Here is a 22,078-nt window from a genome sequence, read left to right as displayed (position 1 = left end):
CGCGCAACAATTTGACTGCTGAGGTACGTATGAGCGAGCCGATTCGCCTGACCCAGTACAGCCACGGTGCCGGCTGTGGCTGCAAGATCTCCCCCAAAGTGCTGGACGTGATCCTCGCCGAAAGCGGTGCCCAGGCCCTGGACCCGAAACTGTGGGTCGGCAACGCCTCGCGCGACGACGCGGCCGTGTACGCGCTGGACGACGAGCGCGGCGTGGTCTCGACCACCGACTTCTTCATGCCGATCGTCGATGACCCGTACGACTTCGGCCGCATCGCCGCCACCAACGCCATCAGCGACATCTACGCCATGGGCGGCGATCCGTTGATGGCCATCGCCATCCTTGGCTGGCCAGTCAACGTGCTGCCACCGGAAGTGGCCCGCGAAGTGATCCGTGGCGGCCGTGCGGTGTGTGCCGAAGCCGGTATCCCGCTGGCTGGCGGCCACTCCATCGACGCCCCCGAGCCCATCTTCGGCCTGGCCGTCACCGGCGTGGTCAGCAAGCGCCATCTCAAGCGCAACGACACCGCCAGCGCAGGCTGCCGGCTGTACCTGACCAAGCCTCTGGGCATCGGCATCCTCACCACCGCCGAGAAAAAGGCCAAGCTGCGCGAGCAGGACAAGGGCCTGGCCCGCGACTGGATGTGCACCCTCAACACCCCCGGCAGCCGCTTCGGCAAGCTCGACGGGGTCAAGGCCATGACCGACGTCACCGGCTTCGGCCTGCTCGGCCACCTGGTGGAGCTGGCCGAAGGCAGTGGCCTCACCGCGCACCTGGACTACGCCGCCGTACCGCGCCTGCCCAGCGTCGAGCACTACCTGGCCGAGGGCTGCATCCCCGGCGGAACCTTGCGCAACTACGACAGCTACGGGCACAAGATCGGCGCAATCAGCGACGCGCAGAAGCACCTGCTGTGCGACCCACAGACCAGCGGTGGCCTGCTGGTGGCCGTCGCGCCCGAAGGTGAAGCCGAGTTCCTTTCAGTGGCCGCCGAACTGGGCCTGCAACTGTCGCCAATCGGCAAGCTGGTCGAGCGACAGAGCCACGCGGTCGAGGTGATCTGATGCGCCCCGACTGCACCAACTTGCGTCAGCTTTTCCTCGACGACGTGCCGATGATGGACATGCGCGCCCCCGTCGAATTCGCCAAAGGCGCGTTCCCTGGCGTGGTCAACCTGCCGTTGATGAACGACCAGGAGCGGCAAAAGGTCGGCACCTGCTACAAACAGCAAGGCCAGGCCGCCGCCATCGCCCTTGGCCACCAACTGGTCAGTGGCACCACCAAACAGGCACGCATGGACGCTTGGGTGGCATTCACCCAGGCTCACCCGCAGGGCTACCTGTACTGCTTCCGTGGCGGCCTGCGTTCGCAGATCGTGCAGGGCTGGCTGCGCGATGAAGCGGGCATTCAGTACCCGCGCGTGAAAGGTGGCTACAAAGCCATGCGCACCTTCCTGCTGGAGACCACCCAGCAGGCGGTGGCGCAATGCGATTTCGTGCTGGTGGGCGGCCTGACCGGTACCGGCAAGACCGATGTGCTGCACCAGTTGGACAACGTGCTCGATCTGGAAGGCCACGCCAACCATCGCGGTTCCAGCTTCGGCAAGCGCGCCACTGCGCAGCCGGCGCAGATCGATTTCGAAAACCAGCTGGCCATCGATGTGCTGAAAAAGCGCGCCCGTGGCTGCGAGCAGTTCGTACTGGAAGATGAAGGCCGCATTGTTGGCAGCTGCACCGTGCCGCTGGCGTTATACCAGGGCATGCAGCAATACCCGCTGGTGTGGCTTGAAGACAGCTTTGCCAACCGCGTTGAACGCATCTTGCGCGACTACGTGGTCAACCTGAGTGCCGAGTTTATCGCCGTGCATGGCGAGGAAGGTGGCCGCCGCTTGTTCGCCGAGCGCATGCTGCAAAGCATGGCCAACATCTACAAGCGCCTGGGTGGCGAGCGCTATCAGCGGCTGTCGGAAATCCTGCGCCTGGCCTTGGAAGAACAGCTACGCAGTGGCGCGGTGGACCTGCACCGGGGCTGGATCGAAGGCTTGCTGAACGAGTACTACGATCCGATGTATGCCTACCAACGCGCAGCGAAGGCCGAGCGTATCGAGTTTGCCGGGGACGCGGTGGAAGTGCGCGAGTACCTCAAGGCCCGAGCGTTGCGCAAACATCTGTAGGAGCGGGCTTGTCGAGGCGTCGAACCGCCGCGAACACCGGCAAAGCCGGTGCCATGTACCGAGTTGGATGCTTCGCGGGCAAGCCCGCTCCCACAGGTTCAGTGCTTGCCTCAAGGCATGCGCAATCCCTGTGGGAGCGGGCATGCCCGCGAAGAGGCCGGCACAAGCAGCACAAGACAGTTGCTCCCACAGCCCGCGAAAAGGCCGTCACTGCCCCGGGCTGAGCACCCGTTCCAACTCCGCAGCCCGGTCGCGGGTCATGGCCATTACACAGGTAGCACCTGCGAGTTGCGCCATGGTCCCGCCGCTGGCCTGCACATGGAACTGGCAATTGCCATCACGGAAAGCTATCCACGTGCGCTGTACATCCCGCAGGCGCTTCTGCTGCCCGGCCTCCAGCTTGCCCATCAATTGCTTGTACACCTGGTTCAGGTGCTGGTCCTGAACTTGCGTTTCAGCCTTGATGCACGCGCTCATGGCCACCGTGCTGGAAGCCTTGTCCATGCACTGCCCGTAGGCCGCCGTGTAGTCGTCCGCCACGGCCAGCGGCAGCACGCAGGCCAGTGCCAGGCCTGCCAGGTAATGCTTGATCATGCTAACCCTCCTTGTGGGTATCAAAGCGACTGCGGCTGTTCTGGCGGCATCAACACCTTGTCCGGCTCGAAGCGCAGCGACGGTATCTGCGTTGCCCAGTAGAGCGCAACGGCCAGCGCCGCGATCAACGCCACATCAAGCCAGTTCCAGCCCGGCATGTCGTCGGCGCTGCGCGCCTTCCAGCAATGCCAGGCCTGACCCAGGCAGAACACCACCATTGCCGTCAGCCACAGATAGAAACCGGCGCCAAAGCCGATCCGCTCATGAAACGCGTAGCTCTGGTTGTCCGGCAAGCGGTCAATTCCGAAACTGCTGGCGGCCAGATAGACAGCTGCCAGCCCTGCCAGCAAGGCCAGTCGGCGGAACCGACGGTGGGCAAGAACCGCCAGGGCCAGCAGCGGGTTGGCGAACCATTGGTACAAACCGAAGGGCATGCCCCATGGCCCATACAGCAGCATCTGCAAGGCTGGCATGTGGCGCTCGCCGCTCATCAGCGCGCCATCGAAAAACAGGGCGAGCAGATACAGCAGCAGGCTGATGCTCAAGTAGAAAACGGGCAAGGGATACACCTGGGAAGCGGGACAGGCTACGACCTTAACCCAGGCCCTGCCCCGCTTCCAAACCTTCAATAAGTGCCGCGCAGGGTCACCATGAAGTTGCGTGGCTCGCCATAGTAATTACCGTAGGTCGAGGTACCCACGGTTTCGTAGTACTTCTTGTCGAACAGGTTGTTGCCATTGAGCGTGACGTTCCAATGGTCGTCGACACGGTATTCGACCAGGGCGTTCCAGATGGCGTAGCCGCTCTGGTCGAAATCGAAGGGCACGTTCTGTTGCACCAGCTTGCCGCTGCTGTCGTAGCGGTTGACTTCACCAGTGGCGTAGGTAGCGCTTTGCACTTGCACACCGCCACCCACCTTGAAGTCGCTGAAGATGCCCGGCAGGCGGTAAGTGGTGTACAGCTTGAACAGGTGCTTGGGCATTACCGTGCTCAGCGGGGCGTCGGAGCTGCGGTTGCGGTTGAGGTTGAAGGTGTAGCCACCTACCAGCATCCAGTCTGGCAACAGCTCGCCGGACAGCTCCATGTCGATGCCCTTGCTCACGACCTTACCGTTAGGCACATAGCAGCAGCTACCGGAGAAGCCGGCGAAACTCGCCGGGAAGTTCGGGTCCTGGACCGCTTCGTTTTCGCGGGTGGTGTAGTACAGCGCCACGCTGGCATTGAGCGCACCATTGAACAGCTCGCCCTTGAGGCCGGTCTCGTAGGTTTTTCCGGTCATAGGCTCAAGCGCCGTACCGGTTTCGGCGGGGCCGCTGATCTTGCTGGACTGCGGCCGGTAGATCTCCGAATAGCTGGCATAGGCCGACCATTGATCGTCCAGGTCGTACACCAGGCCACCGAACGGCGTGACCTTGGTGCCAATGCGCTGCTCGGGGCTGGTCCTGGACACATTAGTGGTCAAGGCATTGGTGTAGGTCTGCCAGAAGTGGAAGCGCTGGGCACGCGCCCCGACGATCAGGTGCAGCGGCTCGGCCAGCTGCAGGCGCAGGCTGCCATACAAACCATACTGGCGTTGCGAATTGGGGCTGTAGTCACGCTTGTAGTCACGCCCGTTGCCAGGGTCGTCGAACGCCGAGCTGTCGGGGTCGAACACGTTGGCCGGCGAACCCGATGCAGCGTAGGGCGCGGTGCCCAGCCAACGGCTGTCGATCTTCTGGTAGTCGGCCCCGAAGACCACTTCGTGGTCCAGGCCAAAGGCCTGGAAGTGCCCGGACACGTTGGCGTCGTACAGGTGCTGCTCGTTTTCCTGGCGGGTCGACGTGCCGTACCAGGTCGCGCCGGTATTGGTCACCGGGTCTACCGCGTTCAGGGTGGTGGCGGTCTTGAACAGCCCGAGGTCCCACGTGTTGGTGTAACTGAGATTGAGCTTCCAATCGTCGTTGAAGCGGTGGTCGACCTTGGCGAAGTACTCGCGCGCGGTGGCATCCAGGTAGGCCCAGTTCTTGGTCAGGCCAGTGTGCCGCGGCAGGTTCAGATCAGCACCGTTGCTGTAGCGCGGCACCGCGCTGTTGCTGCCGGTTTCGTGGGACTTGTTGTAACGGGCGCCGAAGGTGAGCATGGTGTCGTCGGTAACATCCGCTTCAAGCACGCCGTAGACCAGCGGCCGCTCGGTGGCGCGGTTGTCGGTGAAATACTGGCGGTCGGTATTGGACATCACCAAGCGCCCACGCAGGCGGCCATCCCAGCCCAGCGGGCCGGACAGGTCGAACTCCTGGCGGTAGTTGTCCCAGCTGCCGGCCGACAGGGTCAGCTTGAGCTGGTTGTAGGCAGTGGGCCGCTTGCGCACCATGTTGATGATGCCGCCCGGGTCGCCTGAACCGCCATACAGCGCAGCAGTACCGCGCAGCACCTCGATATGGTCGAACTCGGCCAACTCGAAGATGTTCGACGAATAGAACGAGCCCATCGCAGTACCCAACGCCTGTGGTGCAGCGCCGTCGATCTGCAGGTTCTGGATGCTGAAGCCGCGCGAAAGAAAGTCCTGGGTGCGGAAGGTGGTGCTTTGGGTGACGATGCCCGGCGTTACTTTCATTGCCTGGTTGATGTCGGTCAGCTGCTGGTCTTCGATCAACTGGCGGGTCACTGTCGACACCGATTGCGGTGTCTGGCGCAGGCTGGTGGGGCTCTTGGAGCCGACGCTGATCAAACCGGGCGCATAGGAGCCGGTGTTCTCGGTACTTTCGCCCATGCCTTGCCCGGCCACGGTGGTCACGCCCAATTCCATCGCGTCACCACTCATGGCCGCCTGCGGCTCGGCCACCAGCCGGTAGCCGTTGTCGCTGCGCTCCACCCGGTAGCCACTGCCGGCCAGCAGCACGGCAAAACCGCTGTCCACCGAATACAGGCCATGCAGGCCATTGCTTTGCAAACCGGCCAGCGCTTCAGGGGTGAAAGCCAGCGACACAGCGGCTTGCTGGGCATAGCTGCCAAGGGCCTCGGCCAGGTTGCCGGCAGGCACATCGAAGCTACGGCGGGCGGCCTCCTCGGCCACGGCCGGCAGGGCCGCAACGGATAGGGCCAGCCCGGCGCAGGACAGGCGCAGGGCCAGGGCTAGCGGGCTGAGGACGGGGTGGCCAGGGAATCGGCGCATGGTGAATCGGCTCCTTGTTCTTGATCGGTTGGCCTCTTGTTTGACGGGCCAGCGCACAGAAGCGGAACCACCTTGATCATTTTTCTCGCGGCGCTGGGTCGACCGTGGTCCACCAGCGGCCAAAACCACCGATGCGAATCGGCAGCGCCTCAGCCAGCAGTCGCAAGGCGCGCTCGCTGTCATCCAGTGGCAGTACCGCCGAAACCTTGATGGCCTGCATCGCCTGGCGGTCGAAGCGCAGCACGCCGCGCCGTTGTTGCGACAACGCGTCAAGCACTTGATCGAGCGGCACGCCCTCGGCCACCAATTGGTGCTGCTGCCAGGCCCGGTCCACCCGCACCGGGTCGATGGCCGGCAGCGGGCCAAGCCCATCGCGTGCCACCCAGGCCCGTTCACCGCGCCCAGCCAGCCACCGATCGCCGGATACGGCACTGCGCGCCTCGACCCTGGATTCGAGCATGGTCAGCTCGCTGCGCCCGTTCCCTTGGCTGACCACGAAGCGGGTACCCAGGGCCTTGAAGCTGCCGTCGTCGGTTTGCACCACGAACGGCCGCGTCGGGTCATGGCTGACATCCACCAGCACCTGACCATGCCGCAGGCGGATACGCCGCTCGCCAGCGCTGAACTCGACATCCACGGCGGAGTTACCTGCCAAAGTCAGCTGCGAGCCATCGTCCAGGGTTTCGCTGTGCCACTCGGCCGGCGCAGTGTGCAGGTCGGCCAGCCAGTCCCGTGGCGATACACCGGCAAGCGGCAGGGCGCCCAGCAACGAGGCCGCCAGCACCAGGCCGAGCAAGGTGCGCCGCGCCCCTGAGCGTGGCGCCGAGGGTTGCATGCCGGCGCGCAACCCGGCGCCCACCGGCCCGCGTTGCTGGCGCAGGGCCTGCATCTGGCTAATGACACCCTGCATGCGTCGCAAGGTAGCGCCGTGGCGGGGATCTGCCTGCAGCCAAGCCTCGAACTCACGCGCTTCTTCATCTGCCAATTCGCCTTCGCCCAGGCACAGGGCCCACTCGGCGGCCTCCTGCTCGATACGTGACGGGTTCACGGTGCGGCAATGTCCAGCGTGCGGTGGCAATGAATCAGGGCTTGGGCCAGGTACTTGCGCACCATACGCGGGGAAATCTGCAGGCGCTGCGCGATCTGTGGCTGGGTCAGGTCGTCCAGGTAGTAACCCACGAATGCTTCGCGTGCATTGACATGCAGGCCTTCGAGCAGGAAGGCAATCTGTTCCAGCGCCTCGAGCGTGATGAGGATGCTTTCGGGGGACTGATGCCCTTCCAGCACCTCGGCCGCCAGGGCCAGTTCGCCGAGGTAGGCCTCTTCGATCTGCTGCCGGCGGACCCGGTCGATCAGCAGGCGGCGCGCGGTGGTACTGAGGTAGGCGCGAGGCTCGCGCATGCCCAGCAGGGCATCACGCGAGGCCAGGATGCGCACGAAGGTGTCCTGGGCAAGGTCGGCTGCGCTGTGGGAGCAGCGCAGCTTGCGCCGTAGCCAGCTGAACAGCCAGCCGTGGTGCTCGCTGTACAGCTGTTCGAGCGGGTACGGGCTCGGTGAGTCGGCTACGGGCATGGGGCACCGGGACACAAGTGAGAATTGTTCCCGAATAGTAGCTATTCGCCGTAAGACTATGCAACAGGTGGTTCGAGCAACAACCCGTAGATACCCGAGTCGGACAGCTCGCCGGCCACGCACCAGCGCGCGCGCAAGGTGCCTTCGAGCACGAAGCCCTGGCGTTCCAGGGTGCGTGCCGAGCCCTGGTTGCGTGGGTCGATTTCGCCTTCAAGGCGGCGCATGTGCAGGGTGTGGGCGAGGTAGTCGATGAAGCAGGTCAACGCTTCGTCCATGTAGCCCCTGCCCTGCACGGCGCTGGCCAGGCAGTAGCCGATTTCGCCACGGCGCGATACGTCATCGATGTTGAACAGCTGGACCATGCCGATCAGCTCGCCGTTGTCACGGCGGTACATGCCGAGCTTGAGCTGGTCGCCATTGGCATAGGCTTCGCGGTCGGCGGCCAGGGCGCTTTCGGCCTCGGCCAGGTCTTGCCAGGGGGCATGGTGCCAATAACGCATGACCTCGGGGTCGGCCATGATCGCCAGCCACTGCGCGGCATCGGCGTGGCGCATGGGGCGCAATTGCAGGCGCGGGCTGTCGAGGCAGAGGTCACTGGGGAAACTGCGGGGTGGGGTCACGCCGGATCTCCTGTCCATTGCTGGGGAGATGACAGTTTAACTACATGCAGGGGTGGATGGGCATGGCTTGGGATTTTTGGTGGTGCACAAATCGAGCGCCGCCCGCGCGGCGCATCGCGAGCGAAGCTCGCTCCTACATTTGTTTCGGGCCAGTATCGCCTGTGGCATGCGCGCGCGACCGCCTTATTTGTACGACGCGATATCGCGTCAAGCACAAAGGGGTCGCGCGCGACCTTCACAGGAATAACTGGCCCGAAACAAATGTAGGAGCGAGCTTCGCTCGCGATGCGCCGCGCGGGCGGCGCTCGATCTAAAAACCACCGCAAAACTTTCGACATGCGCCCGCGCGATCATTCATTCACAACCAGACCGCATCCCAATGCGAATAATCGCCCACCCTGCTGACCAACCCAGCCCTTATCGGATTGGCAATTATGTATCTGGCAACATTGAGCACCCCGTCATCATGACGCAAAGCCCGGTCGTGATAACCCGCCTGCCAGATGGGCACCACCCTTGCTCCAGCTTTGCGCAAAGCATGACTGGATTGGGATTTGAAACGTTGCATCAACGTCCCCAGCGTTACGTTTTTCAACTCAATAAGCCAATGCACATGGTCAGGCATCACGACCCAGGCCAATGACCGGCAATGGAGCTCCTGATCTGCCCGGCGAAGGTTTCGAATTACCAGGCGTGCAAACTGGAGGTTCAGGAACAATGGGCGACGGTGATAGGTGACCGAAGTCAGCATGTAGAGTCGGCCAGGCTCTGAACACCGTCCGCGGCGGAGCAGACAACCATGAGGGTTGGGCATGTGGTCATCCTTGAGCAGACATATGTCCCGGAAGGATAGATATGGCCTACTGAGGATGATGAGGATTAGGTTTACAGGGTGTGTGCTTGCAGCTGCACGGCTGGAGATTGGGTCAAGGCCATCAGGGGCATGGTTTGGTTTTTGTGGTGGTGCGCAAATCGAGCGCCGCCCGCGCGGCGCATCGCGAGCGAAGCTCGCTCCTACATTTGTTTCGGGCCAGTGCAGCCTGTGCCAACGTGCGCGACCGCCTTGTTTGTACGACGCGACATAGCGTCAAGCACAAATGGGTCGCGCACGACCTTCACAGGAATAACTGGCCCGAAACAAATGTAGGAGCGAGCTTCGCTCGCGATGCGCCGCGCGGGCGGCGCTCGATCTCAAAATCCCCGCAAACGTTCCGACATGCGCATGCCAGCCGCTACTGGCAACCTTGCAATATCAGGCCACCTCAGCCCCATCATCCGGCCAATGCGGCTCGTTCGCCCCCGGCGGGGTCAGCGGCGGCAGCCCATACGCCGCCCGCGCATCATCGCAGCTTGGGTTGTGCACCCCGCCCTCCCACGACGCCTCGAACTCGCGGCAAGGGCTGGAACGGTTGGCATAAATGGTACAAGCCACTTCCTTGCCGATCTCGCCCTCAAGGCTGACACAGCGGCATGGTTTGGCATCGGTACCGATCATGGCAACGCGGGTGGGGTTGATCTGCACCACCAGGTCGTCCGGCACAACGCCCCCGGCAGACTGGCATTCGCCCCAGAAGAAGGACACACGGAAGTACCCGCAGCAGGCGCCGCAGTCAAGGCAAGGGTTATATTCAGACATGATGTCACGGAGGGAAGGTTGTTGTTATCGGGGCTGGCCCGCGGCGCCATTTTCAATCGAATTCGGGGCGGCTGGATAGAGGGCGCCTGCAAAAAAAATTGCCACTGATCCGGCCGCCCGTTTCGTTTATCGCAACGCCTTGTAGGCAGCAGCATCCCAACGTTGCAAGGCCAGGCCCTCGGTGGGGTCATAGTCATTGCCACACACCTTGCTGAACCCCATGCGGGCCTCGCCGCAATGCACCAGCCGGTCGTGTTTGTCACCCTCGGTAATCACGGTGTAGGACTTGCTGCGCATGGCTTGGTACTGCCCCTCGGCAGCGGCCATGGCCTGGTGATACGCCATCAACTGTGCGTCGCTCAAGGCCAGCCGCTTGTCCAGCTGAACGCCCCAGCGGGTCAGGCAGATTTCGGCGAGGTGGCGAACGATCAGCCCCGGCTCCTTGAGCAACTTGCCATCGCTCGCACCATCGCCGGATGCATTACCCACCAGCGTGGCATGGCGCCCCGGCATGGGGTAAACACAGATCCGCGTGCCACGGGCAACTGACGGGATCACGCAGGCAAACCCCTTGGAACGCTCATCCCGCGAGTAGAAGCCAACGTACTCTTTGACGTTCCCAGCCAGGGTTACGCGCTCGCTTTGCACATTGCCGACCCCAGGCACAGGGTCGATGGCAAATATGTTTACGGGTACGCCCCGCAATACAGGGTCTTGTGCCATGGCATTGGCCAGCATGTGGCAACTGATCCCTCCCCTGCTCCAGCCCACCAGGTTGACCTGGGTTGGCAAGCGCGGCTTGCGGAACATGCTGATAATGCGCTCCTGCAGCTCCTGCGGGGTGGGGTGACGGTTACCGTAGTCATAGGTGCGCCAGAACCAGGAGGCGGTGGAGGAAGCATCCGGGATGGGGACGCCAGCGTGCTTCAGCCGCTCGTATTCTTCTTCGCTCAGCTTGGTGCGCTGCCAGGTGCTTTCGCCCTTGATCACCTGCAACACGTGGTTGACGTTCTCTTCCCAGCCGCGGCCAAACAGCTGGCCCGTCCAGTTGAAGTAGCCGCCGGGCTCGACGAACAGGTTGTCATCCTGCAGGTTGCCGCTGCCAGGGCCGTCTACGGCGATCCAGTGGGCAAACTCGCGGCCCTGATCGTTGCTGGCTAGGGTGGAGACCAGCTCGCCATTCCAGAAGTTGGGGTTTGCGTCGTCGAAGCGGTGGGAGCCGGTGCCGCAGAAGTAGGCGGTGAAGACACTCATTTGTTGATCTCTGTAGTGAGAAATGAGTGCTGAAGATAGGGAGGCAGATCGATGGAATGCAGGCGGAAAGCTCTCACCTGAACAAATGGGGCCGCAAAGCGGCCCGCTATTAACTACTTGCTGATCAGCCCATCAGCCCGGAACATCTGCCGGATCCCGCGAATCGCCTGGCGAATACGGTCCTGGTTCTCGATCAGGGCGAAGCGCACATGGTCATCGCCATAGTCACCGAAGCCGATCCCCGGCGAGACACAGACCTTGGCCTCGGCCAGCAGCTTCTTGGAAAACTCCAGCGAACCCAGATGCGCATATTGCTCCGGGATCTTCGCCCACACATACATCGACGCCTTGGGGTTCTCGACCATCCAGCCCAGTTCGTGCAGCCCTTTCACCAGCAGGTTGCGGCGCTGACGGTACTGTTCGGCAATGTCGCGCACGCACTGTTGGTCGCCTTCCAGCGCGGCGATAGCCGCGACCTGCAGCGGGGTGAAGGTGCCGTAGTCGTGGTAGCTCTTGATCCGCGCCAGGGCGCTGACCAGCTCGGGGTTGCCGACCATGAAGCCGATCCGCCAGCCCGCCATGTTGTAGCTCTTGGACAGGGTGAAGAACTCCACTGCAATGTCCTTGGCGCCAGGCACCTGCATGATCGACGGGGCCTTCCAACCGTCGTAGACGATGTCGGCGTAGGCCAGGTCGTGTACCACCAGCACGTTGTACTGCTTGGCCAGGGCCACCACGCGCTCGAAGAAGTCCAACTCCACGCACTGGGCGGTGGGGTTGGACGGGAAGCCGAGGATCATCATCTTCGGCTTGGGGATCGACTCGCGGATCGCCCGCTCCAATTCGTTGAAGAAGTCCACGCCTGGCACCAGTGGCACCGAACGCACCTGAGCACCGGCGATCACCGCACCGTAGATGTGGATCGGGTAGCTGGGGTTGGGCACGAGTACCGTGTCGCCCTGGTCGAGGGTAGCCAGCATCAGGTGGGCCAGGCCTTCTTTGGAACCGATAGTGACAATGGCCTCGCTTTCCGGGTCGATGTCGACCTCGTAGCGTTCCTTGTACCAGTTGGAAATGGCCCGGCGCAGGCGCGGGATGCCGCGAGAGGTGGAATAGCCGTGGGTGTCTTCACGCTGGGCAACCTGCACCAGCTTCTCGACGATGTGCGGCGGGGTGGCGCCATCGGGGTTGCCCATGCTCAGGTCGATGATGTCCTCGCCACGGCGGCGGGCAGCCATCTTGAGTTCGGCAGTGATGTTGAAGACGTAAGGGGGGAGACGATCGATGCGCGCAAAGCGGCGCGGCGAACCTGGGTTGGCCATGGCTTCCTCTGAGTACGTAAGCGCCCGGAACCGTCCGAGCGACGTTGGCCGATGTGGCGGCCTGGATCAGAAGATAGTGCCGAAACAGGATTCATGTAAAGGACAATTTCCTGTTTTGTTATATTTTTTCAGATGTATTTTTTGAAAAACTGAGATTTATGTTTTCATGGCCGGTCTCTTCGCGGGCAAGCCCGCTCCCACAGGCATATCACAACCCTCAAGCTTGTGATGAACCTGTGGGAGCGGGCTTGCCCGCGAAGAGACCAGCCCAGGAAAAACACCCAAAAAAAACCCCGGCACATGGCCGGGGTTTTCGTGTAACAGGCAGCAGTATCAGCGTGCGTAGGTCATCAGCACGTCCGCAGCGGTCTGGCTGTCCACACCCATCATCACGCTCAGGGCAGTGACGGTGAGGATGGAGAAGCCGAACACCTTGCGGGCCCACTTGCTGTCGTCCTCGGCCTTGTAACCACCCCAGGCCATGTACAGCCAGTACAGGCCCATGGCGGCTGCCACGGCCAGGTAGCCGAGGCCGGCGTAACCGCCGAGGGTAAGCATCAAGGTGGCGAGCACGAAGGCCAGCACGTACAGCACGATCTGCTTCTTCGCCGCGAGAACACCGCGCGCCACCGGCAGGACCGGAATGTTGGCAGCGCTGTAATCCTTGAAGCGGAAGATCGCGATGGCAAAGCTGTGCGGCATCTGCCACAGGCTGAACATCACCAGCAGGGTTACCGCAGCCAGGTCGAAGCTGTTGCTAACGGCGCAGTAGCCGATCACCGGAGGCATGGCACCCGACAGGCTGCCGACCAAGGTGCCGTGCACCGATTTACGCTTCAGCCACAGGCTGTAGAAACCGACGTAGACGATGAAGCCAATCAGCGCGCAGAACGCCGACAGCGGGTTGGCCTGAACATACAGCAGGCTGAAACCCGCCACCCCGAGCAGGGTGGCGTAGATCAGCGCGAGGGGCAGCGACATGCCGCCCTGAACCATGACGCGGTTCTTGGTGCGCTCCATCTTGTGGTCGATGTCACGGTCGATGCAGTTGTTGAACACGCATCCGGACGCCACCACCAACGAAGTACCGATCACCACCGCCAGGAACAGGGCGAAATCCACATGGCCCTTCGAGGCAAGGAAGAAACCGCCTGCCACGGAAAGCACGTTACCGAAAATGATCCCCGGTTTGGTGATTTGGATAAAGTGCTTAACGGACATGCAGTCTTACCTCACTTGGCCAACATTTCGAAGTGGATGCTGAACATGATCCACAGCGACAGGCCGACAAGCAGAGCGATCACCATAGTGGTGAACAGGAACGTCGATACGTTGTTGCGTTGCTCTTTCGAGCGGTCCATGTGCAGGAAGTAAACCAGGTGGACAACTACCTGGATCACGGCCATGGCAACAATGATCAGAACGGTCAGGTTCTTCGGCAGGCTGGCGGTCATGGCCAGGCCGAACGGGATCGCAGTCAGGATGATCGACAGTACGAAGCCGATCATGTACGACTTGACGCTGCCGTGGTTACCTTCGTGATGAGTGTCGTGTGCGTTAGCCATTACAGAACTCCCAGCAGGTAAACGACGGTGAATACGCAGATCCAGACCACGTCCAGGAAGTGCCAGAACAGGCTCAGGCAGCTCATGCGGGTCTTGGCGGTCGGCGTGATGCCGTGCTTGTTGATCTGGTACATCATGATTGCCATCCAGATCAGACCAGCAGTCACGTGCAGACCGTGGGTACCTACCAGGGCAAAGAAGCCCGACAGGAAGCCACTGCGCTGCGGGCCGAAGCCTTCGCTGATCAGGTGATGGAATTCATAGATTTCCATCGCGATGAAGCCTGCACCAAACAGGAAGGTCACGGCCAACCAGCCCAGTACACCCGCTTTCTTGCCATCGAACATCTTCAGCATAGCGAAGCCGAAGGTGATCGAGGACAGCAGCAGGAACAGCGTTTCAACAGCTACGAAATCGAGCTGGAAGATGTCATGACCCGACGGGCCGCCGGCAAAACTGCCGGACAGCACCGCGTAGGTGGCGAAGAGCGACGCAAACAGGATGCAGTCGGTCATCAGGTACAGCCAGAAGCCCAGTACGGTCATCTGGCCCGAGTCGTGGTGGTGGTCGTCATGCCCATGGTCGTGACCATGAGCAGCGCCGCCGTGCATTACTTGACTGGACATTGATTACACCCGCTCAAACGATTCGACACGTGCGCCGGCAGGCAGAGCACCTGCTTTGGCCAGCGCTTTCATACGCTCGCCTTCGATGCGCGCCACTTCTTCGGCCGGAACCATGTAGCCCTGGTCGTCACGTGCAGCGTGGCGAACGAAGACAGCGATGGTTGCAACCAGGCTTGCACCAACCAGCCACCAGATGTGCCAGATGAAGGCAAAGCCGAAGACGGTCAGGAACAGGCCCATGAACAGACCAGTCGAGGTGTTGCTTGGCATATGGATGGCGTCGAACTTGGTCGCCGGCTTGTAAGCCTTACCGGTTTCCTTGGTTTCGTGCCATGCATCCAGGCCAACCTGCTCAGGCATGTGGGCGAAGTTGTAGAACGGTGGTGGCGACGAAGTCGACCATTCCAGGGTACGGCCGCCCCATGGGTCGCCGGTCACGTCCAGGTTCTGGTTGCGGTCGCGAACCGATACGTACAGCTGGATCAGCTGGCAAGCGATACCGAACAGGATCAGCACGGCGCCGACAACGGCTACGTACAGGTAGGGTTCCCACAGTGGGTTGTCGGAGTGGTTCAGACGACGGGTCATGCCCATGAAGCCCAGGGCGTACAGCGGCATGAACGCAACGTAGAAGCCCGACAGCCAGAACCAGAAGGCAGCTTTGCCCCACTTCTCGTTCAGGGTGAAGCCGAAGGCTTTCGGGAACCAGAAGGCGAAACCGGCGATGTAGCCGAATACCGCGCCACCGATGATCACGTTGTGGAAGTGCGCAATAACGAACAGGCTGTTGTGCAGAACGAAGTCAGCACCCGGAACGGCCAGCAGTACGCCGGTCATGCCACCGATGGAGAAGGTGACCATGAAGCCCAGGGTCCAGAGCATCGGTGCGGTGAAGCGCACACGGCCTTGGTACATGGTGAACAGCCAGTTGAACAGCTTCACACCGGTCGGGATGGAGATCAGCATCGTCGCCAGGCCGAAGAAGGTGTTGACGCTGGCGCCGGCACCCATGGTGAAGAAGTGGTGCAGCCATACCGCAAAGCCCAGGATGGCGATCGCGCCCGATGCGTAGATCATCGAGTGGTGGCCGAACAGGCGTTTGCCAGAGAACGTCGAAGTCACTTCCGAGAACACGCCGAAGGCCGGCAGGATCAGGATGTAAACCTCAGGGTGACCCCACGCCCAGAACAGGTTGACGTACATCATCGGGTTCCCACCAAGCTCGTTGGTGAAAATGTGGAAGTCCAGATAACGGTCAACAGTCAGCAGTGCGAGTGCAGCGGTCAGAATCGGGAACGAAGCGACGATCAGTACGTTGGCCCAGGTGCAGGTCCAGGTGAAGATCGGCATGTCCATCAGCTTCATGCCAGGTGCGCGCATCTTCATCACGGTGACGAGGAAGTTCACGCCGGTAAGCGTCGTACCCAATCCGGATAGCTGTAGCGCCCAGATGTAGTAGTCGACACCCACCCCAGGGCTGTACTGAATGCCCGCGAGAGGCGGATAGGCAACCCAGCCGGTCTTGGCGAATTCACCAACGCCCAGCGAGATGTTGACCAGCAGCACGCCTGCCAGCAGCAGGTAGAAGCTCAGGGAGTTCAGGAACGGGAAGGCAACGTCACGTGCACCGATCTGCAGAGGAACCGCCAGGTTCATCAGGCCGGTGAAGAACGGCATCGCCATGAAGATGATCATGATCACACCGTGAGCGGTGAAGATCTGGTCATAGTGTTCAGGCGGCAGGTAGCCTTCGGAGCCACCAGTTGCGGCAGCCAGCTGGGTACGCATCATGATGGCGTCGGCAAAGCCGCGCAGCAGCATGATCATCGCGACGATGATGTACATCACGCCGATCTTTTTGTGGTCGACAGTAGTCAGCCACTCGCTCCACAAGTAGGTCCACTTGCGGAAATAGGTGATAAGACCGACGACAGCGATACCGCCGAGCGCGATCATGGCAAGCGTCACCATGACTATCGGCTCGTGATAGGGTATCGCCTCCAGGCTTAGTTTACCGAACATCTCTTACTCCTCTGCACCGGCAGCTGGTTGCATACTCGATTCCACACCCTTGGTTGTGGCCAGATCTTTGCTGCCTGCTTCTTCGTGGCTACGGCCGCGGTTCATGCCTTCGTACTTGTCGACGATCAGCTGGAACTGCTCAGGCGAAGCCTCGCTATACAGCGCGACTGGGTTGTTTTCGCTTGGTTTGGCCAAGGCGTCGTATTCGGCCTTGTCCAGCTTCTTCGGCGACTGCTTGACCTCGGCGACCCACTTGTCGAAGTCTTCCTGAGTGGTGGCAGTAGCCTTGAATTTCATGCCGGTGAAGCCAGCACCGCTGTAGTTGGCGCTGATACCGTCGAACTCGCCGTTTTCGTTGGCGATCAGGTGCAGCTTGGTGGTCATGCCGGCCATGGCGTAGATCTGGCCGCCCAGGCCCGGGATGAAGAACGAGTTCATCACGGCGTCGGAAGTGACGCGGAAGTTGACCGGGGTGTTAGCCGGGAAGACGATCTTGTTGACCGTGGCAATGCCCTGCTCCGGGTAGATGAACAGCCACTTCCAGTCCAGCGCGACCACGTCGATCTGCACCGGCTTCACATCGGAATCCAGTGGACGGTATGGGTCCAGCTTGTGGGTGGAGTGGTAGGTGACGTAACCCAGGGCGATGATGATCAGGATCGGGATGATCCACACCGCGGCCTCGATCTTGGTCGAGTGCGACCAGTCAGGGGTGTAGGTGGCTGCCTTGTTGGAAGCACGGTACTTCCAGGCGAACGCCAAGGTCATGATGATGACGGGGATTACCACCAGCAGCATCAGGCCGGTAGCGATCAGGATCAGGTTCTTTTGCTCAATGCCGACCTGGCCCTTCGGGTCGAGCAGGGTCCAGTTGCACCCACTGAGTAAAAGCATGCCTAAAAAGGGCAATATGCCAAACAGTCTGGGGTAACGCTTTTTACTCATCTCACGACCTCTAGATCAGCTTGCTTCAATGCAATTTGTGTTTTGGTAGCCAACACTTCGTCCTGCCAAGTGAGGCATTTCGCGCCCGTACTCGCTCCTGCCTGGGGTCCGACTGCAGGACCTTGGCTTCAAGCGGGTTAACGGTGCTTATGGTTTCGTAGGCAACAGGCCTGTACTTCAGACCAAGTCCATTTGGTGCGGGAAAACGCGGAGGGGTATCCGCCCGGTATCGCCGTTGGGCGAAACTTGACGAAGTCAGCAAAAAGGAGCGCTGGGGCTTCCTTCAATCCTGCGACTCGCAAGCAGTGCCGAACGGAAATTGGGGGCGATTGTAGATAGGTCGCCAACCCTTGACTATGACTTATTGAGCAACAGTCTTTTACAGAATACGTAACAATGCTGCTCAATAATTCAACTTCGCGACAGTTTGTCGCACCCCGCTTGCTAGGTCTCAAAGCCGCATTCTGCAAGGCCTAGAGGTTGATCTGGATCAAGCGGTGCGCAACTTTTCCCTCTTCTCACGGGGTGTAAAAGACCCCATGCAATTCGGGACTTTTGTCTAAGCCTGGCGTCGGTTGCGGTAGATCCCGAACGGAACCAGGACAGCGGTCAGCACAAACGCCACAAGTGCCCATTGCGCCAGCGACAGGCCGAGGATCGGCGGGTACGGCGTGCTGCAGAAGCCGTCGACCTGGAACGCCAGCGGCCACAGCTTGGCCAGCGGCAGGTCATCCACGATTGGCTGCAGGGTATCGATACCGCAACTGACCATGGGGTTGGCGAGTATATACACATGGTTGCCAGCCGCAACGATTCCGCCAATGGCACTGAGCACCACCAGCGCTTCGAAGAAGGTCAGGCTGCGACGCCCAGGCATCGCCGCTGCGATGAAGGCAAACAAGGCAATGAACAGCAGCGCATAGCGCTGCAGGATGCACAACGGGCAGGGTGCCTCGCCCAGCACCACTTGCATGTAGAGGGCGCCACCGATCAGCGCAAGGCAGATCAGGCCCAACAGCACCAGAAAGCGCCGTTCCCGATTCAGGCGCGATGTTTGTTCGTTCATTGCCGGTTCCTTCGATGGATAGTGGCAGCGTGGTCCGCCTGCCTGGGCGCAAGTCTACACGCTGGGCAGGGCCTGTGAGCATGCCGAGGAGGCGGTGTGATGACACTGCGCAGGGCTATCCGGTGAGGCTGAGACCGGCCGCAACGACGTCGGTTCAACGCCGGGCAGCAAAAAAGCGGCTGCCCGAGTGCCGCGCAGGGGCAAGCCCCTCGACACCCGGGAGTGAAGGATACCGTGATTAAAGGGGGATTAAGTCGGTATGGCTCAAGCCATGTGTCGCGCGTGAGATCGAGCGCCGCCCGCGCGGCGCTTCGCAGCACAAGGCTGCTCCTACAGTTTGTTTCGGGCCAATTATTCCTGGGGCACCAGCGCGCGCCCCCTTGGTGTCCACCGCGATACCGTGCCGGATGAACAAGGCGGTCGCGCGCGTTGGCGCAGGCGTTACTGGCCCGAAACAGATGTGGGAGCAGCCTTGTGCTGCGAAGCGCCGCGCGGGCGGCGCTCGATCTCACAGGCCCTTGAAAACTCAAGGCCTACACCTCCAAGCCCCACCACACTCCCCTTCCTTTATATATAGGCATCAAGAAAGTGCGGTACAGCCAGGCCATCACTCCAAGGCAGCCGCCGGCCCGAAGAACTCATAACGGCTCTGCTGCTCCGGCACACCCAAGCCCTTCAACTGGCGCTTGACCGCTGCCATGAACGCCTTGGGGCCAAGGAAGTAGGCATCCACATCACGCTCTGGCGGCAACCACTCGGCCAGCAGGTCTTCGCTCAGCAAGCCCACGGCATCAGCTGCAGCGCCACCTTGCGGCTCGGCATAGCAGTAGAAGCGCTTGAGTTGCGGATGACGCGCCGCCAGGCCATCGATCCAGTCCCGGAAGGCATGCACTGCGCCGTTACGCGCACAGTGAATGAAATGCACCTCGCGCTGGGTTTGCAACGCGGCTTGCAGCATTGCCAAGGTCGGGGTAATGCCTACACCACCGCTGATCAGCACCAGCGGCTTGTCGCTGGCTGCCAAGGTAAAGTCACCCGCCGGCGGGAACAGTTGCAGGGTATCGCCCACCACCAGTTCGTCGTGCAGGTAGTTGGAGACCTTGCCGCCGGCCTCGCGCTTGACGCTGATCCGGTATTGCTTGCCATCGCACAGCGCCGACAGGGAATAGTTGCGGCGCTGCTCGGCACCGTCGATGTCCAGCTTGAGGCCAATGTACTGGCCAGGCTCGGCCTTGAGCACCGGCTTGCCATCCACCGGGGCGAAATAGAACGAGACGATCTCGCTGCTTTCCTGTTCGCGGCGTGCCAGGCGGAATTCACGGGTACCGCGCCAGCCCCCTTCGGCCTCTTCCTTCTCTTTATAGAGGTTTTCTTCAGCACCAATCAAAATGTCGGCCAGCTGGCCATAGGCCGCGCCCCATGCGTCGATCACTGCAGGGGTGGCGATTTCCTTGCCCAACACTTCCTCGATGGCGCGCAGCAGGCAGCTACCGACGATCGGGTAGTGCTCCGGCAGAATCTGCAGGGCAACATGCTTGTTGATGATCTGCCCGACCAGGCCGCCCAGTTGCTCCAGTTGGTCGATGTGGCGGGCATACATCAGCACGCCATTGGCCAGGGCGCGCGGCTGGTCGCCGCTGGCCTGGTGCGCTTGGTTGAACAGCGGCCGCACTTCGGGGTACTCGCTGAGCATCATCTTGTAGAAGTGAGTGGTCAGCGCTTCGCCGCCGCTTTCCAGCAGGGGTACAGTGGCTTTGATGATTGCACGTTGTTCGGCATTGAGCATTGCAACAACTCCTGAGCCTGTGGCTTCGAATGACTGCCCCTGCTATTACAGCAATCGTGCCAACTTTTATCGCCAGCAAAATCAGGGGGTTGACCCAGGTCATGTCAAAACGACCTACCCCAGCGTATAGTCATATCGACCCATAGGAGTCCATATGACCACAAAGCCGCTGCTCACTACCCTGCTCCCCCTGGTCAGCGACCTGTCCCGCGATTTGCCCGACCAGGAACGCTATCGCCGCCTGCTGCAGGCCATGCGCGGCCTGCTGCCGTGCGATGCCGCCGCGCTGCTGCGCCTGGACGGTGAATGGCTGGTGCCACTGGCGGTGGACGGCCTGAGCCCGGACACCTTGGGCCGGCGCTTCCGGGTCAGCGAGCACCCGCGCTTCCAGATACTGCTCAGCCGCCCGGAACCCACCCGCTTCGCCAGCGACTCCGAGCTGCCCGACCCCTACGATGGCCTGGTCAACGCCCCCGATGCCGACCTTGAGGTGCATGACTGCATGGGCTGCCCGTTGATGGTCGATGAGCGCCCTTGGGGCCTGGTCACCCTCGACGCCCTCACCCCCGGGCAATTCCAGAGCCTGGAGCTGGATGCCCTGCAGGCGTTCGCCAGCCTGGCTGCCGCAACCGTTACCGTAGCCGAGCGCATCGAGCACCTGGCCCTGCGCGCCGAAGACGAACACCACCGCGCCGAGATCTACCGCCAGGCCAGCGGCCAGGATAAAGAGCTGATTGGCCAAAGCCCCGCGCACAAACGCCTGGTAGAAGAAATCCGCCTGGTCGGTGGCAGCGACCTGACCGTGCTGATCACGGGCGAAACCGGCGTCGGCAAGGAACTGGTGGCCCAGGCGCTGCACCAGGCCAGCAGCCGCGCCGACAAGCCGCTGATCAGCCTCAACTGTGCCGCTCTGCCCGATACCTTGGTGGAAAGCGAACTGTTCGGCCATGTGCGCGGTGCCTTCACTGGCGCGCATGGCGAACGCCGTGGCAAGTTCGAGTTGGCCAACGGCGGCACGCTGTTCCTCGACGAAGTGGGCGAACTGCCACTGACGGTGCAAGCCAAGCTGTTGCGCGTACTGCAGAGCGGCCAACTGCAGCGCCTGGGCTCGGACCGCGAGCACCGGGTGGACGTGCGCCTGATTGCCGCGACCAACCGCGACCTGGCGGCAGAAGTGCGTCACGGCAACTTCCGCGCCGACTTCTATCACCGCCTTAGCGTGTACCCGCTGCACGTGCCGCCGTTGCGCGAACGTGGGCGGGACGTGCTGCTATTGGCTGGCTACTTCCTCGAACAGAACCGTTCGCGGCTAGGCCTGAACAGCCTGCGTTTGAGCCCCGAAGCGCAAGCCGCGCTGATCGCCTACGACTGGCCGGGCAACGTGCGCGAACTGGAACACCTGATCGGCCGCTCGGCACTCAAGGCGCTGGGCCAGCACCCTGACCGGCCACGCATCCTCACCCTCGAAGCCATCGACCTGGACCTGCGCCTATCCTCGACCACGCCCGGCACGCTGCCCTCCCCCACCACCCCGTCCCCTGTGGCCACGCTGCCTGAAGGTGGCCTGCGCGAAGCCGTCGATATCTACCAGCGCCAGGTAATCGAAGCCTGCTTGCACAAGCACCAGGACAACTGGGCGGCAGCGGCCCGCGAACTTGGCTTGGACCGCGCAAACCTGAGCCGTCTGGCCCGCCGGCTGGGGCTTCGCTGAGGCCTCTCTACCAAAGGATTAACCCAGAAAGCCAT

Annotated in this window: 20 protein-coding genes; 3 read left to right on the top strand and 17 right to left on the bottom strand. The window is 61.8% G+C overall.

From position 1 onward, the window contains the following. The first annotated feature begins 29 nt into the window (after positions 1-29). Together selD and mnmH are read left to right on the top strand one after the other, a co-directional pair. The gene (gene selD / locus ACNFBR_RS27630; protein WP_416737679.1) at positions 30-1,064 is read left to right on the top strand and encodes a selenide, water dikinase SelD; all 1,035 of its coding nucleotides are present in this window, start codon (positions 30-32) and stop codon (positions 1,062-1,064) included. After that, positions 1,064-2,173 carry a tRNA 2-selenouridine(34) synthase MnmH gene (mnmH, locus tag ACNFBR_RS27625; RefSeq protein ID WP_416737678.1) on the top strand — a complete coding sequence of 370 codons (1,110 nt, stop codon included), beginning with the start codon at positions 1,064-1,066 and terminating at the stop codon, positions 2,171-2,173. Before selD ends, mnmH begins: the two co-directional genes overlap by 1 nt. 207 nt (positions 2,174-2,380) lie before the next feature. Here mnmH and ACNFBR_RS27620 read toward each other — a convergent pair whose 3' ends face one another. The 17 genes from ACNFBR_RS27620 to hmpA form a co-directional block, all read right to left on the bottom strand. Next, on the bottom strand, positions 2,381-2,767 hold the full coding sequence (locus ACNFBR_RS27620; protein WP_416737677.1) for a lysozyme inhibitor LprI family protein: 387 nt from the start codon (positions 2,765-2,767) through the stop codon (positions 2,381-2,383). Between the two features lie 20 nt (positions 2,768-2,787). Next, entirely contained in the window at positions 2,788-3,327 is a 540-nt protein-coding gene (locus ACNFBR_RS27615; RefSeq protein ID WP_416737676.1) for a hypothetical protein, read from the bottom strand. A 65-nt stretch (positions 3,328-3,392) separates the two neighbouring features. Further along, positions 3,393-5,918: a TonB-dependent siderophore receptor gene (locus tag ACNFBR_RS27610; protein WP_416737675.1), complete on the bottom strand. Its 2,526-nt coding sequence runs from the start codon at positions 5,916-5,918 to the stop codon at positions 3,393-3,395. A 76-nt stretch (positions 5,919-5,994) separates the two neighbouring features. After that, a complete protein-coding gene (locus tag ACNFBR_RS27605; protein ID WP_416737674.1) occupies positions 5,995-6,966 on the bottom strand; it encodes a FecR family protein in 972 nt (323 codons plus the stop codon). Beyond that, positions 6,963-7,490: a sigma-70 family RNA polymerase sigma factor gene (locus ACNFBR_RS27600; protein ID WP_416737673.1), complete on the bottom strand. Its 528-nt coding sequence runs from the start codon at positions 7,488-7,490 to the stop codon at positions 6,963-6,965. The genes ACNFBR_RS27605 and ACNFBR_RS27600 overlap by 4 nt, the downstream gene beginning before the upstream one ends. A gap of 56 nt (positions 7,491-7,546) precedes the next feature. Continuing rightward, the gene (locus tag ACNFBR_RS27595; protein ID WP_012270565.1) at positions 7,547-8,110 is read right to left on the bottom strand and encodes a GNAT family N-acetyltransferase; all 564 of its coding nucleotides are present in this window, start codon (positions 8,108-8,110) and stop codon (positions 7,547-7,549) included. Positions 8,111-8,468: 358 nt separating this feature from the next. Further along, the gene (locus ACNFBR_RS27590; protein ID WP_416737672.1) at positions 8,469-8,924 is read right to left on the bottom strand and encodes an REP-associated tyrosine transposase; all 456 of its coding nucleotides are present in this window, start codon (positions 8,922-8,924) and stop codon (positions 8,469-8,471) included. A gap of 438 nt (positions 8,925-9,362) precedes the next feature. Then, positions 9,363-9,746 carry a YkgJ family cysteine cluster protein gene (locus tag ACNFBR_RS27585; RefSeq protein ID WP_016501425.1) on the bottom strand — a complete coding sequence of 128 codons (384 nt, stop codon included), beginning with the start codon at positions 9,744-9,746 and terminating at the stop codon, positions 9,363-9,365. Between the two features lie 126 nt (positions 9,747-9,872). Next, entirely contained in the window at positions 9,873-11,000 is a 1,128-nt protein-coding gene (locus ACNFBR_RS27580) for a hypothetical protein (RefSeq protein ID WP_416737671.1), read from the bottom strand. 113 nt (positions 11,001-11,113) lie between these two features. Further along, positions 11,114-12,322: an alanine transaminase gene (gene alaC, locus ACNFBR_RS27575; protein ID WP_416737670.1), complete on the bottom strand. Its 1,209-nt coding sequence runs from the start codon at positions 12,320-12,322 to the stop codon at positions 11,114-11,116. Positions 12,323-12,655: 333 nt separating this feature from the next. Further along, positions 12,656-13,543 (bottom strand): heme o synthase, encoded by an 888-nt coding sequence (gene cyoE / locus ACNFBR_RS27570; protein ID WP_012270561.1) that lies wholly within the window; start codon positions 13,541-13,543, stop codon positions 12,656-12,658. 11 nt (positions 13,544-13,554) lie between these two features. Beyond that, positions 13,555-13,887 (bottom strand): cytochrome o ubiquinol oxidase subunit IV, encoded by a 333-nt coding sequence (gene cyoD, locus ACNFBR_RS27565; RefSeq protein ID WP_012270560.1) that lies wholly within the window; start codon positions 13,885-13,887, stop codon positions 13,555-13,557. Continuing rightward, positions 13,887-14,513, bottom strand: coding sequence for a cytochrome o ubiquinol oxidase subunit III (gene cyoC / locus ACNFBR_RS27560; protein WP_012051225.1), 627 nt, complete (start codon positions 14,511-14,513; stop codon positions 13,887-13,889). The genes cyoD and cyoC overlap by 1 nt, the downstream gene beginning before the upstream one ends. 3 nt (positions 14,514-14,516) lie before the next feature. Next, positions 14,517-16,535 (bottom strand): cytochrome o ubiquinol oxidase subunit I, encoded by a 2,019-nt coding sequence (cyoB, locus tag ACNFBR_RS27555; RefSeq protein WP_012270559.1) that lies wholly within the window; start codon positions 16,533-16,535, stop codon positions 14,517-14,519. Between the two features lie 3 nt (positions 16,536-16,538). Then, the gene (cyoA, locus tag ACNFBR_RS27550; protein ID WP_416737669.1) at positions 16,539-17,480 is read right to left on the bottom strand and encodes a ubiquinol oxidase subunit II; all 942 of its coding nucleotides are present in this window, start codon (positions 17,478-17,480) and stop codon (positions 16,539-16,541) included. A gap of 559 nt (positions 17,481-18,039) precedes the next feature. Continuing rightward, the gene (locus ACNFBR_RS27545; protein WP_416737668.1) at positions 18,040-18,546 is read right to left on the bottom strand and encodes a disulfide bond formation protein B; all 507 of its coding nucleotides are present in this window, start codon (positions 18,544-18,546) and stop codon (positions 18,040-18,042) included. Positions 18,547-19,153: 607 nt separating this feature from the next. After that, positions 19,154-20,332 carry an NO-inducible flavohemoprotein gene (gene hmpA / locus ACNFBR_RS27540; protein WP_416737667.1) on the bottom strand — a complete coding sequence of 393 codons (1,179 nt, stop codon included), beginning with the start codon at positions 20,330-20,332 and terminating at the stop codon, positions 19,154-19,156. Positions 20,333-20,486: 154 nt separating this feature from the next. Between hmpA and norR the strand changes: the two genes are divergently transcribed. Continuing rightward, entirely contained in the window at positions 20,487-22,043 is a 1,557-nt protein-coding gene (gene norR, locus ACNFBR_RS27535; protein ID WP_416737666.1) for a nitric oxide reductase transcriptional regulator NorR, read from the top strand. Positions 22,044-22,078 lie beyond the last annotated feature (35 nt).

This window comes from Pseudomonas sp. NY11955 (genome assembly GCF_048068035.1).
Lineage (GTDB): Bacteria > Pseudomonadota > Gammaproteobacteria > Pseudomonadales > Pseudomonadaceae > Aquipseudomonas.
Note: the sequence above shows the minus strand (reverse complement) of the source record. Positions and strands in the feature narration are given on the sequence as shown.